We start from the raw sequence: 16,018 nt of genomic DNA, 5'->3' as shown, positions 1-16,018 counted from the left end.
ATCGTTTCCGCCGCCGGTGCGTCCAGCACGGCCCCGGAAAGGAAGCATCCCCCAACAGAAAGCCAGCATGCGAGTACTAGCAGCCATGAGCGGCGGGGTCGACTCCGCCGTTGCCGCCGCCCGCGCGGTGGAGGCCGGGCACGACGTCGTCGGCGTCCACCTGGCCCTTTCGCGCATGCCGGGCACCCTGCGCACGGGCAGCCGCGGCTGCTGCACCATCGAGGACTCCCGGGACGCCTGGCGCGCCTGCGACGTGCTGGGCATTCCCTACTACGTGTGGGACTTCTCCGAGCGCTTCAAGGAAGACGTCGTCCAGGACTTCATCGACGAGTACGCGGCCGGCAGGACGCCCAACCCCTGCATGCGCTGCAACGAACGCATCAAGTTCGCCGCCCTGTTGGAGAAGGCCATTGCCCTGGGCTTTGACGCCGTCTGCACGGGCCACTACGCCAAGGTGATCGAAGACGCCGACGGCAACCGGGAACTGCACCGCGCCGCGGACTGGGCGAAGGACCAGAGCTACGTCCTGGGCGTCCTCACGCACGAACAGCTCAAGCACTCCATGTTCCCGTTGGCGGATACCCCGTCCAAGGCCGAGGTGCGTGCCGAAGCGGAGCGGCGGGGCCTGTCCGTCGCCAACAAGCCGGACAGCCATGACATCTGCTTCATTCCCGACGGCGACACGGCAGGTTGGCTTGCCGAAAAAATCGACATGACCAGCGGCGACATCGTGGACGAGACCGGAGCCAAGGTAGGGGAACACCCCGGCGCCAACGCATTTACGGTCGGCCAGCGGCGCGGACTCAAGCTCGGAACTCCTGCTGCCGACGGCAAGCCCCGCTTCGTCCTGGAAATCCGGCCCAAGGAAAACAAGGTGGTAGTGGGTCCCGAGGCGCTGCTGGCGATCGACGAGATCCGCGGCATCAAGGTTTCCTGGGCAGGCCTTCCCATCGCAGAAGTGGGAACGGGTGCCGGTTTCGACTGCTTTGCACAGGTACGGGCCCACGGGGACCCGGTTCCGGCCACTGCCCACATGGAGCAGGCGGCGGACGGCGCAGCCTCCGGCCAGCTGGTGGTCCGTCTGGAGTCGCCGCTGCGCGGTGTGGCCCCCGGCCAGACGGTGGTGCTGTACCAGGGCAGCCGGGTGCTGGGCCAGGCAACCATCGACGCCGCCCGCTCGCTCCAGCGCGCCGCGCTGTAATACCTGCGCTTTGAAGCACCGTCCCCGCCGTCGCCGGGACGGTGCTTTGTTGCACCAGTGCTTTGTTGGGTGCCGGTCGGGCTCATCTCTGTCCGGCCAATGGGCGGGGGTATCAATGAGATAAATTTTGTGTTTCAACTCACAGAATTTGCCGTCCTGAGGGCTAACTCTCTGATTGAATCTAGGGATCAGCACTGCACCCCGAGGCAGGGGCACACGAACCCATGCCCGGCGCGCACGTACTCATCGGACAGAAAGTTCACAGATGATCAAGAGCACAACAGCCCTGCACCGCGCCATCGCGCTGGCAGGCATCTCCGCCCTGGCCCTGACAGCCTGCACCGGGCCATCGGGCGGCGGCGGCGGAACGTCCACCGGCGGCAGCGCCGGTGGCGGTGCCATCACATTCGGAACAACGGACAAGGTCGTCACCCTCGACCCCGCCGGCTCCTACGACGCAGGATCCTTCCTGGTCATGAACCAGGTGTACCCCTTCCTGATGAACTCCAAGCCGGGTGCCGCCGAAGTCAGCCCGGATATCGCGGAATCCGCCTCCTTCACGGCACCTACTGAGTTCACCGTGAAGCTGAAACCCAACCTGAAGTTTGCCAATGGCCATGCGCTGACCGCCTCGGACGTGAAGTTTTCCTACGACCGCGTCGTGAAGATCGATGACCCCAACGGCCCCGCGTCCCTGCTCTCCAACCTCAAGTCGGTTGAAGCCAAGGATGACACCACGGTGGTCTTCACGCTCAAACAGGCCAATGACCAGGTGTTCCCCAGCGTCCTGGGCACCAACACCGGGCCGATCATCGACGAGGAAGTCTTCCCGGCCGACAAAGTGATGAGCGATGAAGACATCGTCGCCGGCAAGCCCTTCGCCGGCCCGTACACCATCGATTCCTACAAGAAGAACGAACTCGTCAGCCTCAAGAGCAACCCGGACTACAGCGGGCTGCTGGGCAAGCCGGCCAACGACAGCGCCGTCATCAAGTACTACGCGGACTCCAACAACCTGAAGCTGGACGTCCAGGGTGGCAACATCGACGTTGCCGGCCGCAGCCTGACCGCAACGGACGCCGCCGACCTGGGCAAGGATTCCAAGGTCAAGGTTTACAAGGGCCCGGGCGGCGAGCTCCGGTACATCGTCTTCAACTTTGACACCATGCCCTTCGGTGCCAAGACGCCGGAAGCGAACCCCGCCAAGGCCTTGGCCGTGCGGCAGGCCATGGCTGACATCGTGGACCGCCAGGCCATTTCCGACCAGGTCTACAAGGGCACCTACGTCCCCGCATACTCGGTGGTTCCGGACGGCCTGCCGGGTGCAACCCAGCCCCTGAAGGAGATGTACGGCGACGGCAGCGGCAAACCGAGCCTGGACAAGGCCAAGAAGGTCCTGGCAGACGCCGGCGTCACCGGGCCGGTCAACCTGAAGCTGCAGTACAACCCGGACCACTACGGCAAGTCCTCCGGTGACGAATACGCCATGGTCAAGGAACAACTGGAGAAGTCGGGCCTGTTCACCGTGGACCTGCAGTCCACCGAATGGGTGACGTACTCCAAGGCCCGGACGGCTGACGCCTACCCCGTGTACCAGCTGGGCTGGTTCCCGGACTACTCGGACGCGGACAACTACCTCACGCCGTTCTTCATCCCCGGCAACTTCCTGAAGAACCACTACGAGAACCCGGCTGTCACGGACCTCGTGCAGAAGCAGCTCACCACCCCGGACAAGACCGAACGCCAGAAACTGATCGGCGACGTCCAGTCCGCGGTGGCCAAGGACCTGTCAACGCTGCCGCTCCTCCAGGGCTCGCAGCTGCTGGTGGCAGGGAAGGACGTCAAGGGTGTCGAGAAGACCCTTGATCCCTCCTTCAAGACACGCCTTGGCGTCCTGTCCAAGTAAGCACTCCACCCCCATCGGGCTCTGACGGGCCAGAGGCGGGACGCCGCAACGGTGTCCCGCCTTTTGCCGGTCATCAGCCAGCACCGAGGGGACTGCTGGCTCCCGGTCACCACGAATCCAGGTACCGATGACAACTTTGATTGACGCGCCACCCAGTGACGCGGACGCACTCCTTCCACCCAAGAAGAAGCAGGGGGGCGGAGGGCTGGGCCAGTACATCCTGGTCCGCTTCCTGCTGATCTTCCCCACCATCCTCATCCTCGTCACCATGGTGTTCTTCCTGATGCGGATCACCGGTGACCCGATCACAGCCGCCATGGGCGGCCGGCTGCCTCCGGAGCAGCTGCAGGAACGCATCCATTCCGCGGGCTACGACAGGCCGCTGGTGGCGCAGTATTTCGAATACCTGGGCCAGCTGGCCACAGGGAACTTCGGCACCACCCTCTCGGACAACCGCAAGGTCACCGAGATGCTCACAACCTACGGATCCGCCACTCTGGAGCTGGCCATCAACGCCGTCATCGTCGCCCTGCTGGTAGGCATCCCGCTGGGCATGATCGCGGCCCACCGGCGTGACCACCTGCCGGACGCAGTGCTCCGCATCCTGGCCATCCTGTTCTACGCCACCCCGGTCTTCTTCGCCGGCATGCTGCTGAAATTGGTGTTCTCGGTGTGGCTGGGCTGGCTTCCCGTGGCGGGCCGCGCGGGAACCAGGACCGAACTGTCCCTCACCGCGCTGGAGGCACCCACCGGCATCTACTGGCTGGACGCGCTGCGCAGCGGGAACATGGCCGCCTTCAGTGACGTCATGTCCCACGCGGTCCTTCCTGCGCTGGCACTTGGTCTCCTGACAGCCGGCGTCTTCCTGCGCCTGGTCCGGACCAATGTCATTGGCACCCTGGGCAAGGACTACGTGGAGGCAGGCCGCTCACGGGGCGTCAGCGAGTTCCGGCTGGTCACCAAGCATGCCTACAAACCGGCGCTGATCCCCATCATCACGGTCATGGGCCTGCAGATCGCCGTGCTGCTCGGGGGCGCCGTGCTGACGGAGACCACGTTTGAGTGGAAAGGCCTCGGTTTCCAGCTGGCCAACTACCTCACGGCGCGCGACTTCGTAGCCGTCCAGGGCATTGTGGTGCTCCTTGCAGTCATCGTCGCCGTCACCAACTTCATCGTGGACATCATCGCCGCGCTGATCGACCCCCGCGTGAGGTACTGAAATGTCTGCCAATACCACCATCGAACCCGTCACCAACCCGCGGGCTCCCTTGTTCCGGCGGCTGCCGGTTGTTTCGCACTTCAACAAGAGCGTCGGTCTGCAGCGCTTCATGCTGGTGGTGGGGCTCGTCCTCACCGGCATCTTCCTGCTTACCGCGCTGGCCGCGCCGCTGCTGGCCCCCTACGGCTTCGCGCAGCTCTCGGATGCTGACGGCAGCTTCCCCACCCAGCAGGCTCCGGGCGGCAAGCACCTCCTGGGCACCACGGTGGGCGGTTATGACGTCCTGTCACGCGTGATCTGGGGTACCCAAACGGCACTGCTGGTCATCATCGTGGCCGTAGTTCTCTCCATTTTCGCCGGGGTCATCCTCGGCCTGGTGAGCGGCTACATCGGGGGGTGGCTGGACCGCATCCTGGTCGTCGTGGCTGACGCCATCTATGCCTTCCCGTCGCTGCTGGTTGCCATCGTCATGGCCATCGTCATCAGCGGGGGCCAGTCCAGCCTGTTCGGCGGGATCCTGGCCGCCGCCATCTCCATCACCGTGGTGTTCATCCCGCAGTACTTCAGGGTGATCCGCGCCGAGACCATACGTCTCAAAGCAGAACCCTTCGTCGAATCCGCCAAGGTGGTGGGCGCGTCGAACATCCGCATCATGACACGGCACATCTACCGCAATGCCACCCGTACGCTGCCGCTGATTTTCACGCTCAACGCGTCGGAATCCATCCTGACCCTGGCCGGGTTGGGCTTCCTGGGTTTCGGCATCGAGCCGAGCTCGGCGGCCGAGTGGGGATTTGACCTGAACAAGGCGCTCGCCGACACCACGTCGGGCATCTGGTGGACCGGTCTGTTCCCGGGCCTCGCCATCGTCTGGACAGTCCTCGGGTTGACGCTGGTGGGCGAAAGCGTCAACGACCTCAACGATCCGCGCCTCCGCGGCCGCAAGCGCAGCGGCCGCAAGGCGGCAGCCGCTGCCGCACCGGCCACTCCTGCTGCTCCCGCCGCTCCTCATGGATCCGGCCCCGAAACAGAATTGAGCAACCCGTGAGCGAAAACCTCGGTTCACTGTCCGACCATCAGGACCAGGACCGGAAAACAGTCCTGGATATCGACCACCTGAAGGTCACCTTCGCCACGGACGGTGGCGACGTGTACGCCGTCAAAGATGTCAGCCTCGACGTCAAAGCCGGTGAGGTTCTGGCCATCGTGGGGGAATCCGGTTCCGGCAAGACCGTCACGGCCAAGACCATTCTGGGACTGCTCCCGGAAACTGCTGTGAGCTCGGGCGCGGTGCTGATCAACGGCGCCAACGTCATCAGCCTCAGCCCCGGCCGGCTGCGCCAGATCCGCGGCCGGGACGTCGCCATGGTGTTCCAGGAGCCGTCCACCGCCCTGAACCCCGTGTTCACGGTGGGATGGCAGATTGCCGAGGGCATCCGCGCCCACGCGGGTGCGAACGGCGGGGGCCGCGTATCAAAAAAGGAAGCCAAAACACGGGCAATCGATGCGCTCCGAAAGGTGGGCATCCCGGACCCGGAACACCGCGTTAACTACTACCCGCACCAGTTCTCCGGCGGCCAGAAGCAGCGGGTGGTGATCGCCGCAGCCCTGGCACTGAACCCTGGCCTCATTGTGGCCGATGAGCCCACCACCGCCCTGGACGTCACCGTGCAGGCGGAAATCCTGGAGCTCCTCCGGGACCTGCGCGACAAGTACGGCACCTCCATCGTGCTGATCACGCACAACATGGGCGTGGTGGCGGACCTGGCGGACCGCGTGGTGGTGATGTACCAGGGCGACATCGTCGAGGAAGCCCCGGCGAAGACGTTGTTCGCCGAACCCAGGCAGGGCTACACCCGGAACCTCCTCGCCGCCGTGCCGCACCTGGGCCGCAATTCGGCGTCGGCCGGCCTTACCGAGCGGGGCCACCAGGATGAGGAAGTGCTGGTGGCTGCCGACAACCTGGAGATCGAGTATCCGGGGCGGCTCGGGACGCCGGCCTTCAAAGCCGTGGACGGGGTCAGCTTCACCCTGTCCAGGGGTGAGGTCTTTGGCCTGGTGGGGGAGTCAGGGTCAGGGAAGACAACCATTGGCCGCGCCATCGCCGGGCTCAACCGCACCACCGGTGGGAGCCTTAAAGTGCTGGGCTACGAGATGCTGAACCTTCGGGAGCGCACGTTCAAGCCGCTGCGCAAGGATATTGGCTTCGTGTTCCAGGATCCGGCCGCCTCCTTCAACCCGCAGCTGACCATCGGCGAGTGCATCGCCGAGCCCATGCTCATCCACACCAGGCCCACCGACGCCCAGGCGCGCAAACGCGTGGGTGAGCTGCTGGAATCAGTCCAGCTGCCTGCGTCGTACGCGGGACGGTACCCGCACGAACTCTCCGGCGGCCAGCGGCAGCGGGCATCGCTGGCGCGTGCCCTGAGCCTGAACCCCAGACTGCTGATCGCGGACGAGCCGACGTCGGCCCTGGACGTTTCCGTGCAGGCGAAGGTCCTGGAGCTGTTCAAGGACATCCAGGAGGAGTTCGGCTTTGGCTGCCTGTTCATCAGCCACGACCTTGCGGTGGTGGACATCCTCTCTTCGTGGGTGGGCGTCCTGTACAAGGGCAAGCTGGTGGAACAGGGGATCGGCAGCCAGGTGATGGGCAACCCGCAGCATGACTACACCCGCCGGCTGATCGCCTCACTGCCGGTGCCGGACCCCGCCGAACAGGCCAAACGCCGGGAGGAGCACCGGGCGCTCTTGGGCATCTGACCCTGCACATTCCCGCCGTGTGAAGCGCCGGTGCGGGCAGTCAGCCAGCACCGGCGCTTCACGCCCGCGTTGATTCCACTGGCTCCCATAGACTGGAGCCATGACGCAGCACACCCCCAGCTCTCCTGGCTCCGACGATTTTGACCCATCAGCCAGCTCGCTCGCAGGCCACGTGGACGATTCGGTGATGGCTGAACTGCTGTCCATCCGTTCCAGCATTGACAACATCGATGCCACGCTGGTGTACCTTCTGGCCGAGCGCTTCAAGGCCACGCAAAAGGTGGGCTTCCTGAAGGCAACCCACCGCCTCCCGGCCGGCGACCCTGGACGCGAAGCCGCACAGATCGCCCGGCTGCGCCGCCTTGCCGAGGACGCCCACCTTGACCCGGCGTTCGCGGAAAAGTTCCTTAACTTCATCATCGGCGAGGTGATCCGGCACCACGAGGCCATTGCGGAGGACCACCAGGCATCGTCCGGCCAGCGGCCGCAGACCTCCGCGCTGGCGTGAGCCGGGAACAGCACCAACCGGGGTCCGGCCCGCTTTCGGCCCGCACGGCCTCCAAGGTGGTCCCTTCCAGCCAGGCTCCAGCCAGGGAAGTCACAGCCACCGGGCTGGGTCCGTGGCCGGGTGATGATCCGCTCGAAGCCACCCGGACCATCCGCGGCGAGCTCGGCAGCCCGCACCTTCCGTTCCTGGCCGAACTGCCGGACCGGGGCGTCGGTTCGGACGCCCTGGGGCGCACAGCCTCGCTCCTGGAGGAACTTGCGGTGGACGTCCAGCCCCATGGGTGGCGCCTGGTTGACCGACCCGGCAAGGACATGCGCCGGGCAGCGTCGGCGCTGTCCACCGACCTGAACGTCCTTGCCGATGTGGCCGGGGCAGAAGACGTGTCGGCCGGGGAACTCAAAGTGCAGCTGGTAGGACCACTCAGCCTTGCCGCGGGGCTGCACCTGCACAACGGGGAGCGCGCGTTGCTGGACCACGGCGCCCGCCGGGACCTGGCCGCCTCCCTCGCGGCAGGAGTGGGCGGCTACCTCAGCCGGGTGGCTGCCGCCGTTCCGGGCGCCCGCCTGGTGGTGCAGGTGGACGAGCCCTCTGTCGCTCCCGTGCTGGCCGGAACCATACCTACCGCCAGCGGTTACCGCACTCTCCGGGCGGTTGCAGCATCGGAAGCACGCGAGTCCTGGCGCCTGGTTTTTGATGCCCTGCGCACAGCCGGTGCAGCCGACGTTGTGGTGTCGTTCCCCGAGGTAGAGGCGCCGATCGAGCTGGCCCTGGCCGCAGGGGCTGACGGCGTCGCGTTGCCGCTGAAGGCACTAACGAACCGCCAGTGGGAGCAGCTGGCCGGGGCGGTGGAAGCTGGAAAACAGTTCTGGGCCGGCGCCCTGGACGTGGCCTCTGGCGGTCCGCTGCCTAAAGTTGCCGCGTGCGTGGATTCAGTGTGGCGTCCCTGGCGCCAGCTGGGCCTGCCGCCGTCACTGCTCAGCGCCATCAGGGTGACGCCGTCAGCAGGACTCGCAGGCCACACACCTGCCCAGGCCACTGCCGTGCTGGGCAGGCTTACCGAGATGGCAGACGGCCTGAACCAGCAGGCGCTGGGTTAGCTATACCCTGTTTTCCCAGCGGTCCGGCTGGGCGTAGCGGGGCAGATAGCTTTGGGCGGAACTGCCGCCGGTGTAGGGGCGCAGCCGGTAGTCGAAGGCCCCCGCGTAGACCAGGACCAGACCGATCTGCGGCTGGATGACCTTCACCTGGATGCGGTGCCGGCCGTTGCTGCCCGCAGCGGGATCCCACCACTGCTCCGCATAGGCCTTGGCGTCCAGGGCTGCCGGGAGCGGCACCCGGAGGGGGCCCACGAAGAGCCGCGACGCTTCTGACACGCCCCGCAGCCTGCCTTCAGGGGTGACGCTCAGGTTCAGGTCCGTCACCAGGCGCCGGTACCGCCCCACGTAGTCCACCAGCTGGGTTGAGCCACCCGGGTTGGTGACGCTGGTGGTGTCCTGGAAGAGCCTGGTTCGTTCCGGGAAGCGGATTTCACGGCGGGCGGTAAGGCTGGAACGGCCAAAAGGATCCTGGTGTGCGTGGTTCTCGATCCTGAACGGGATGTTCTCGCCGTACTCAGGGAAGAAGGCCTCTTCGCCCCCCGTCAGCCGCAGCAAAGGCCGCAACCAGGGCTGGCGGCACCCCACGACGTCGAACGTTCCTTCCCCCACGCCGTACTGCCCGGAACCCGGCGCCAGCGAAAAATACTCCTGGAGTTCGGGCTGCAGCCTGGAGAACTCCGTGCCGAGGGCCTGCCGGTAGATGGGGACGCTCATGATGTGGACCTCCTGTTGCCTGTGGCGGCGTTGACTGCCTCCGGTTTCACAATCTACCGGCAGCCTTGAGCCGGATGTACATGTCCGCGAGCCGGGGCGGCAGGTCATGGGGCTCGGCGTCCACCACCTCCACGCCATAGCGCCGCAGCTCGGCAGTGACCGCCGCGCGCTGCAGGAGGGCGCGCTCGGCGGAAGCCGCACGGAACACTTCGGTGGCATCGCTGCGTTCCCGGAGCATGATGCCCAGCTGGGGGTCGCGGACGGCCGCCACCACCACGACATGCTGGCTTGCCAGCCGCTCCGCCACGGGCAGAAGGCCTTCTTCCGGCGCTCCGCTGTCCAGCGATGTCAGCAGTACCACGAGGGACCGGTGGGCGGAGACAGCGCGGACCTGTGCCGGGACCGCGGGCCAGTCCATCTCGATCAGCTCGGCTTCCAGTGGGGCCATTGCCTGGACCAGCCGGCCCAGGATATTGCCCTGGCCGGCAGAACCGGCCCGCGCCCGGGTCCTCCGGTCGAAGGCCACGAAATCCACCCGGTCACCGCCCCGTTCGGCCAGGACGCCCAAGAGCAGCGCAGCCTCGATCCCTGTGTCCAGGCGGGTTTCGTCACCGATCCTCGCCGCTGAGGTCCGGGAAGTATCCAGGACCATGACCACCCGGCGGTCCCGCTCCGGGCGCCAGGTACGGACCACGACGGCAGAGCGCTTGGCCGTGGCACGCCAGTCGATGGAGCGCACGTCATCCCCGCGGACATAGTCGCGCAGGGAATCGAACTCCGTGCCGGCGCCGCGGATCTGGACGGCAGCCTTTCCGTCGAGTTCGCGCAGCTTCCGTAACTTTGACGGCAGGTGCCGGCGGGAATGGAATGGCGGCAGCACCCGCACTGAGCCGGGGCACTGGATGGTCCGCTGGCGGGCTGCCAGGCGAAGGGGGCCATAGGAGCGCAGCGTCACATGCGGCGCGCCGAGGTCCCCCCGCCGGACCGGCCGGAGGCTTACCGTGAACCGCCTGCTTTCGCCGGCCGGGATGTCGATGTCCTGGATGGGGTCCTGCGCGCCCGCGGAAGGCTGCCACCCGTCCCGCAATGATCCGCGGAGCCTGCGGGGCCCTCCGTTGCGGAGCGTGAGGACCGCTTCCACCGTGTTATTGAGCGTGACGTTCTCCGGCTCCGCGCGCGCCGCATAGACCGCCCGGAGGGATCCCGCCAACAGCAGGTCGGCGCCCAGCAGGGCCGCGAGCATGGCGGTGGTGGCGAATACGGTCGGCCATCCCGGGAACAGCAGCGCCGGCACCAGGCCCAGCAGCACCACCGCCACGAAGCGCCCCGAGATGGCCATCAGCGCGGAACGGGGACGGAGGCCAGGATGCTGCCCAGGACATCGTCCACCCGTACGCCGTCCATCTGGGCTTCTGGCTGCAGCGCCACCCGGTGCCGCAGGCAGGGCAGGGCCAACGCCTTGACATCGTCAGGGGTGACGAAAGGACGGCCCGAAAGCCAAGCCCAGGCCCTGGATGTATTGAGCAGGGCGGTGGCGCCGCGCGGCGAGACGCCGAGCTGGAATGAGGGGGCTGAGCGCGTGGCGCGCACCAGGTCAACGATGTAGCCGATGATTTCCGGTTCCACTGCCACCCGGGTCACAGCTTCGCGTGCCCGTTGCAGGTCCTCCGCGCCGGCCACTGCCCGGACGCCGGCTGCTGCCAGGTCCCGGGGATCGAACCCGGCCGCATGGCGGCGGATGACTTCAATCTCGTCACCGCGGCCGGGCAGCGGCATGGTGAGCTTGAGCAGGAACCGGTCCAGTTGTGCCTCGGGCAGGGGATAGGTGCCCTCGTACTCCACAGGGTTCTGGGTGGCAGCCACCAGAAACGGCGCCGGCAGCAGCCTGGAGGTACCGTCCACTGACACCTGCCGCTCTTCCATGGCTTCGAGGAGTGAGGCCTGGGTCTTCGGTGGGGTCCTGTTGATCTCGTCGGCCAACAGGAGGTTGGTGAAGACGGGTCCCTCCCGGAAGCTGAATTCGGATGTGTGTGCGTCGTAGACCAACGAGCCGGTGACGTCGCCGGGCATGAGGTCGGGGGTGAACTGGACCCGTTTGGTGTCCAGGCTCAGGGCGGAGGACAGCGCCCGGACCAGCAGGGTCTTCGCAACCCCGGGAACGCCTTCCAGCAGCACATGCCCCTGCGAAAGCAGCGCAATCAGGAGGCCCGTGACCGTCGCGTCCTGTCCCACCACTGCTTTTGCCACCTCGCGGCGGACCGCAAGGAGCGCCTGCCGTGCGTCGTCGTCATCCAATGGGCTGTTGGGGTCAACCGGGTTAAGGACCCCCGGGCCCCTGCTCTGTTCACTCATCGGGTCATGACCTCTTTCTCCAGTTTGTCCAGGGCTTGGGACCAGGCCACCAGCCGGGCTTCGGTTGTGGGGTGTTCGTTGACCAGCGTGCGGACGTCGGCGGTATCCCTGCCGAGCAGCCGGGCTGCCGCCGCGATCGTGTCCTCGGCGGTGCTGCCGGGGCCCAGGCGCAGCTTTCCGGAGAGCCGCACCAGCAGGCCGGCCCGCAGGTTGTCCCGGGCGTAGTCGATGGCGCCCGAGTCCTGGTAGAGCCGGGCCCGTCCCTCGGCCGTCTCAACAGCCTTGACCACCACCGGCAACGGCTCGAACACCAGCGGGCCGTGGCGCCGGCCCCGCCACACGACGGCAGCGAGCGCCACCAGCAGCAGCCAGGGGCCCAGGAAGCGGGCCCAGCCCGGGGCAAGGTCGTCGAGGGTTTTGCCGGATCCGTTCACCGCCGCGTCCTCGAGCGAGGGCAGGTACCAGACGAGGTCCGGCGCCGCGCCGAGCATCCGGACCGCCAGCGCAGCGTTTCCCAGCTCGTCCAGTTTGTCGTTACCCAGGACTGCCGTGCTGCCCAGCACGGCCAGCTTGCCGTCATCGCCGAACGCAAGCATCCCGGCGGTTCCTGCCGCGCGGAAGCAGGTGGTGCCGCCGTCGTACACGAATCCCCCTTGGCCCGTGACCTGTCCCGCTGCTTCCGCGTCCGGCTGGACACAGCCGGGTTCCAGGTCCGGAGAGCCGTTCGGCACGACGCCGGCCTGGTGGATGCCGCTGTCCATGGCGGAGAGGGTTTCCAGCCTGGGGGAGACCACCACAACGCGGTCAGCGGCGGCCATCAGGGCGGCCAGCTGCTGACCGTCCAGGACACCGTTCCTGTCGTAGAGAAGGAGGGTGGGGGAGGAGCCGGAGCGCAGGTCGTCCAGCGCTGCGTCGAACCGGCCGGGGGTATGGACCGAAACTCCGTGCCGGCCCAGGATTTCGCCCAGTGCCCTGGCCCCCTCCGGCCCGGCGTTGTGGACAGAAAGGCGGACGGTGTCACCCTTGGGAGCGAGCTGCGTGCCGACTACCAGTGCCAGCGCAGCTGCCACCACCATTGCCGCTGCCATTATGCCACGGTGCTGCCGCAACCAGTCCATGGACTTGCGGCCCGGGAGTTTCCGGCCTGTCGGCGCGGGTCCGGGGGCTTCCCGCGTTTCGTGTGCAGGCTCTGTGCCGGCAAGGATGGGACCGCTCATGGCAGCGGCGCACTGCCGGCGGCGGTGGCGGGCCTCATGGTGTCCAATGCCGCGTCAAGGGCCACCATGTCCTGGTAGTCGGCACGGCCCGCTGTCCGGTTTCCGTAACGTATGCCATCAAAAGTGGCCGCTGCGTTGGCCAAGCGCCGGGATTCAGTGCTGAACGGCAGGGCCAATGCCTGCGCGGCCTCATCCGCGGTCCTGCCCGGCTGGGGATCAAGGATGGTCCGGTTTTCGGCGCTGCGGACCACTGCACGGAAACGGTCGACGACGGCGTCCCCCCACTTTCCGGCCGCGGCCGCGGCTTCCGCGCGGTTCCGGTAGTCCGCGGCGGCAAGGACGGTTTCCCTCTCGAAGACGTCGTTGGCCTGCCGGACCCGCGAGTTCAGCCGGGGGCGGGCAAGGATGATGGCGACTGCGATGATGGCGGCGATGACGAGGGCGATGACGGGGCTGGGCACCGGCGCGGCGTCCCCGGGGGAACCGTCCAGGGACTGCAGCCAATCAAGGAAGTTCCGCCACACCGTGTCCAGCCAGGACGGGGCGGCGTCACGGTAGGCAGGTTTGGCCAGCTCTTCTGCGGCCCAACGCCGTGCCTCGTCGGCACCGGGCAGCAGCGGCGGTTCAGCGGCCATACGGCCATGCCCCTGGCGCCGTCCCGTATCCGGGGTACGGGGTGCTTCCGCTCCGGGCATTGCGGCCAGGGATACCGCCGGGATCCGCCCCGGATTCCAGTTCGCGCAGCAGCGTGATGTCCAGCCCGTCCCTGCGCATCCGCAGGTCCATGTAAAGCAATGCCATGACGGAAGTCTGGAAGGCGTAGCCCACCGCGCCCACCAGGGCACCCACCACCGCAGTAATGATGCCGATCGTCGCGGACAACGTTGCGTCCTGTCCGCGGCCGCCGTGTGGCGAGACAACCCCCGACAGGACCGAGGGCAGGAGGCTGGCAGGGATCAGGACCACCTGGGTGATGACAGCGACCAGGATTCCCACCACCAGGGTAATGCCAAGGATCCGCCACCAGTTTGCCCGGGTCAGTTCCCACGACCGGCGAAGTCCGGCAAAGGCGCCCAATTCTTCGATGACGACGGCGGCAGGTGCCACCATGAGCTTGATCGCCACCCAGAGGAACACGGCGGCGAAGCCCATCATCAGCGGGATGACCAGCAACGCGGCCGCGCCACGGACATTGGAGAACAGGAGCACGATGAGGACGAAGAAGAGCGCCATCGTGGCTATGGCCGCGGCCACCAGCACCGCCGCCAGCCTGACCAGCGCCCCGATCCGTGAACGCACCAGCGACAACATGCGGCGGAAGCCGGTGGGCATGTTCAGGACTGACCGGGCCACGGGGACCACCATGGCGCCCTGGAGGACAACGGACATGAACACGGACAGGATGGACAGCAGGGCAAACGTAGCCATCAGCCCAATCCCCAGGGACGCGACGTCAGCGCTGCTTGCCGTCTCCGCCCAGGATTCAATGGACCCGGACGACGTCGCAAGGACTCCTGCCAGCACTGCGGCGAGGATGGCTGACAGGGACTGTGCCAGGAGGCCGGCGCCGAGCATCGCCGTGGCGTTGCGCCTGATGGCCTGGAATGAACCATCCAGGATTTCCCCGAACATCAGTGGCCGCAACGGAATGATGCCTGGTTTCGGCGGGGCGACGTAGCGGGGCTGCCCGGAGTTGGAGCCACCGTAGGGCGCCCCGGCATACGGTGGCCCGTTGTAGGGGGATCCAGTGTAGGACGACCCGTCATAGGGGGATCCGTTGTACGGCTGCCCACCATAAGAGTGACTGCCGGGATAGGTACCTCCGGGGTACGGAGCGTTCCCGTTCGGGTATTGTCCGGGCTGTTGCCACTGGGGCGGTTGCGACGGCGACTGCTGCCACGACCGCCGCTCTTCCCACCCGGGTGCCGGCTGCCCGGGCTGTCCTGTGTTCCACTGCTGTTCCGGGGCCCACTGCTGTCCGGTGTCCGCGTGTACGTGTTGCCCTGCCGGCGGCGTCCACGGCTGCTCCCGGTCAGGCGGCGTCTGGCGGCGCCCCTCGGCAGCGGCGGACCCGCCGTCGTCATGACCTTTACCCGGCCGCCCCGGCATTGGCTCCCCGGGCCGCTCCGGCTCCTGTGGTGACACTGATTTCCTCCCCCATATCAGTCCGCCTGCGCTGCGGGCCGCCGGTCAAAAGGCGCGCGGCGGCAACGCAGAGCATGACCCCAAGACTATAGTTCCGGCGTCGGCCGGCCTAGTGTCCCGCCATGCCGGAAGGCCGCTCAACAGGACAAACCCATCCCGATAAGGGAATATATAGCTATGAAGGCACGCATTCTGGTGGTAGATGATGACGAAGCGCTGGCCGAGATGATTGGAATTGTCCTCCGTAATGACGGCTTCGAGCCGGTCTTCTGCGCCGACGGCGCCCAGGCCCTCGATGTTTTCCGGTCATCGCGGCCTGACCTTGTCCTGCTCGACCTCATGCTTCCCGGCATGGATGGCATCGAGGTCTGCCGCCAGATCCGCGGCGAGTCCGATGTTCCGATCGTCATGCTGACCGCCAAATCAGACACCTCCGACGTCGTCCGTGGACTGGAATCCGGTGCTGACGACTACGTGCCCAAACCGTTCAAGCCCGCCGAGCTGGTGGCACGCGTGCGCGCGCGCCTTCGCCCCGGCGACCAAAAGGCTCCCGAAACGCTTCGCATCGCGGACATTACCATCGATGTGGCCGGGCACACCGTGAGCAGGGGCAGCGAGCGGATCTCCCTGACGCCGCTGGAATTCGACCTCCTGGTGGCACTGGCCCGCAAGCCCTGGCAGGTCTTCACCCGGGAACTGCTGCTGGAGCAGGTGTGGGGTTACCGCCACGCTGCTGACACCCGCCTGGTCAACGTCCATGTCCAGCGCCTGCGGTCCAAGATCGAGCAGGACCCGGAAGCTCCGGAAGTTGTATTGACGGTGCGTGGTGTCGGCTACAAAGCAGGGGTCTGACCCCGCCGCGCAGGACGGCGAACCGGACCGGGGCGCAATCCCGCCCT

Annotated in this window: 14 protein-coding genes; 8 read left to right on the top strand and 6 right to left on the bottom strand. The window is 66.9% G+C overall.

Features of this window, described 5'->3' with window-relative positions:
• The first annotated feature begins 67 nt into the window (after positions 1-67).
• The 7 genes from mnmA to ACTAQI_RS09155 all read left to right on the top strand — a co-directional run bounded on the left by mnmA (position 68) and on the right by ACTAQI_RS09155 (position 8,691).
• On the top strand, positions 68-1,201 hold the full coding sequence (mnmA, locus tag ACTAQI_RS09185) for a tRNA 2-thiouridine(34) synthase MnmA (RefSeq protein ID WP_457950702.1): 1,134 nt from the start codon (positions 68-70) through the stop codon (positions 1,199-1,201).
• A gap of 265 nt (positions 1,202-1,466) precedes the next feature.
• Complete coding sequence (locus ACTAQI_RS09180) at positions 1,467-3,107, top strand: ABC transporter substrate-binding protein (protein WP_457950701.1); 1,641 nt, start codon at positions 1,467-1,469, stop codon at positions 3,105-3,107.
• Between the two features lie 127 nt (positions 3,108-3,234).
• On the top strand, positions 3,235-4,326 hold the full coding sequence (locus ACTAQI_RS09175) for an ABC transporter permease (RefSeq protein ID WP_457950700.1): 1,092 nt from the start codon (positions 3,235-3,237) through the stop codon (positions 4,324-4,326).
• A gap of 1 nt (position 4,327) precedes the next feature.
• Positions 4,328-5,374, top strand: a complete 1,047-nt coding sequence (locus tag ACTAQI_RS09170; protein WP_457950699.1) for an ABC transporter permease — start codon at positions 4,328-4,330, stop codon at positions 5,372-5,374.
• The gene (locus tag ACTAQI_RS09165; protein WP_457950698.1) at positions 5,371-7,086 is read left to right on the top strand and encodes an ABC transporter ATP-binding protein; all 1,716 of its coding nucleotides are present in this window, start codon (positions 5,371-5,373) and stop codon (positions 7,084-7,086) included. Before ACTAQI_RS09170 ends, ACTAQI_RS09165 begins: the two co-directional genes overlap by 4 nt.
• 100 nt (positions 7,087-7,186) lie before the next feature.
• Complete coding sequence (locus ACTAQI_RS09160; RefSeq protein WP_457950697.1) at positions 7,187-7,594, top strand: chorismate mutase; 408 nt, start codon at positions 7,187-7,189, stop codon at positions 7,592-7,594.
• A gap of 56 nt (positions 7,595-7,650) precedes the next feature.
• A complete protein-coding gene (locus tag ACTAQI_RS09155; RefSeq protein WP_457951027.1) occupies positions 7,651-8,691 on the top strand; it encodes a hypothetical protein in 1,041 nt (346 codons plus the stop codon).
• Here the strand turns inward: ACTAQI_RS09155 and ACTAQI_RS09150 are convergent, their stop codons facing one another.
• The 6 genes from ACTAQI_RS09150 to ACTAQI_RS09125 form a co-directional block, all read right to left on the bottom strand.
• Positions 8,692-9,405 carry a DUF4166 domain-containing protein gene (locus ACTAQI_RS09150; protein WP_457950696.1) on the bottom strand — a complete coding sequence of 238 codons (714 nt, stop codon included), beginning with the start codon at positions 9,403-9,405 and terminating at the stop codon, positions 8,692-8,694.
• A gap of 46 nt (positions 9,406-9,451) precedes the next feature.
• Positions 9,452-10,744: a DUF58 domain-containing protein gene (locus ACTAQI_RS09145; RefSeq protein WP_457950695.1), complete on the bottom strand. Its 1,293-nt coding sequence runs from the start codon at positions 10,742-10,744 to the stop codon at positions 9,452-9,454.
• On the bottom strand, positions 10,744-11,757 hold the full coding sequence (locus tag ACTAQI_RS09140; RefSeq protein WP_457950694.1) for an AAA family ATPase: 1,014 nt from the start codon (positions 11,755-11,757) through the stop codon (positions 10,744-10,746). Before ACTAQI_RS09140 ends, ACTAQI_RS09145 begins: the two co-directional genes overlap by 1 nt.
• Positions 11,754-12,845 carry a DUF4350 domain-containing protein gene (locus ACTAQI_RS09135; protein ID WP_457950693.1) on the bottom strand — a complete coding sequence of 364 codons (1,092 nt, stop codon included), beginning with the start codon at positions 12,843-12,845 and terminating at the stop codon, positions 11,754-11,756. The genes ACTAQI_RS09140 and ACTAQI_RS09135 overlap by 4 nt, the downstream gene beginning before the upstream one ends.
• A 125-nt stretch (positions 12,846-12,970) precedes the next feature.
• Entirely contained in the window at positions 12,971-13,609 is a 639-nt protein-coding gene (locus tag ACTAQI_RS09130; RefSeq protein WP_457950692.1) for a DUF4129 domain-containing protein, read from the bottom strand.
• Positions 13,599-14,606: a DUF7847 domain-containing protein gene (locus ACTAQI_RS09125; protein WP_457950691.1), complete on the bottom strand. Its 1,008-nt coding sequence runs from the start codon at positions 14,604-14,606 to the stop codon at positions 13,599-13,601. Before ACTAQI_RS09125 ends, ACTAQI_RS09130 begins: the two co-directional genes overlap by 11 nt.
• A 690-nt stretch (positions 14,607-15,296) precedes the next feature.
• On the opposite strand from ACTAQI_RS09125, the gene mtrA reads away from it, so the two are divergent.
• Positions 15,297-15,971, top strand: coding sequence for an MtrAB system response regulator MtrA (gene mtrA / locus ACTAQI_RS09120; RefSeq protein ID WP_214943351.1), 675 nt, complete (start codon positions 15,297-15,299; stop codon positions 15,969-15,971).
• The last annotated feature ends 47 nt before the right edge of the window (positions 15,972-16,018 follow it).

The sequence above is a fragment of the Pseudarthrobacter sp. alpha12b genome (assembly GCF_054130495.1).
The sequence above is the reverse complement of the archived record's forward strand: the minus strand, read 5'-3'. Positions and strand labels throughout refer to the sequence as shown.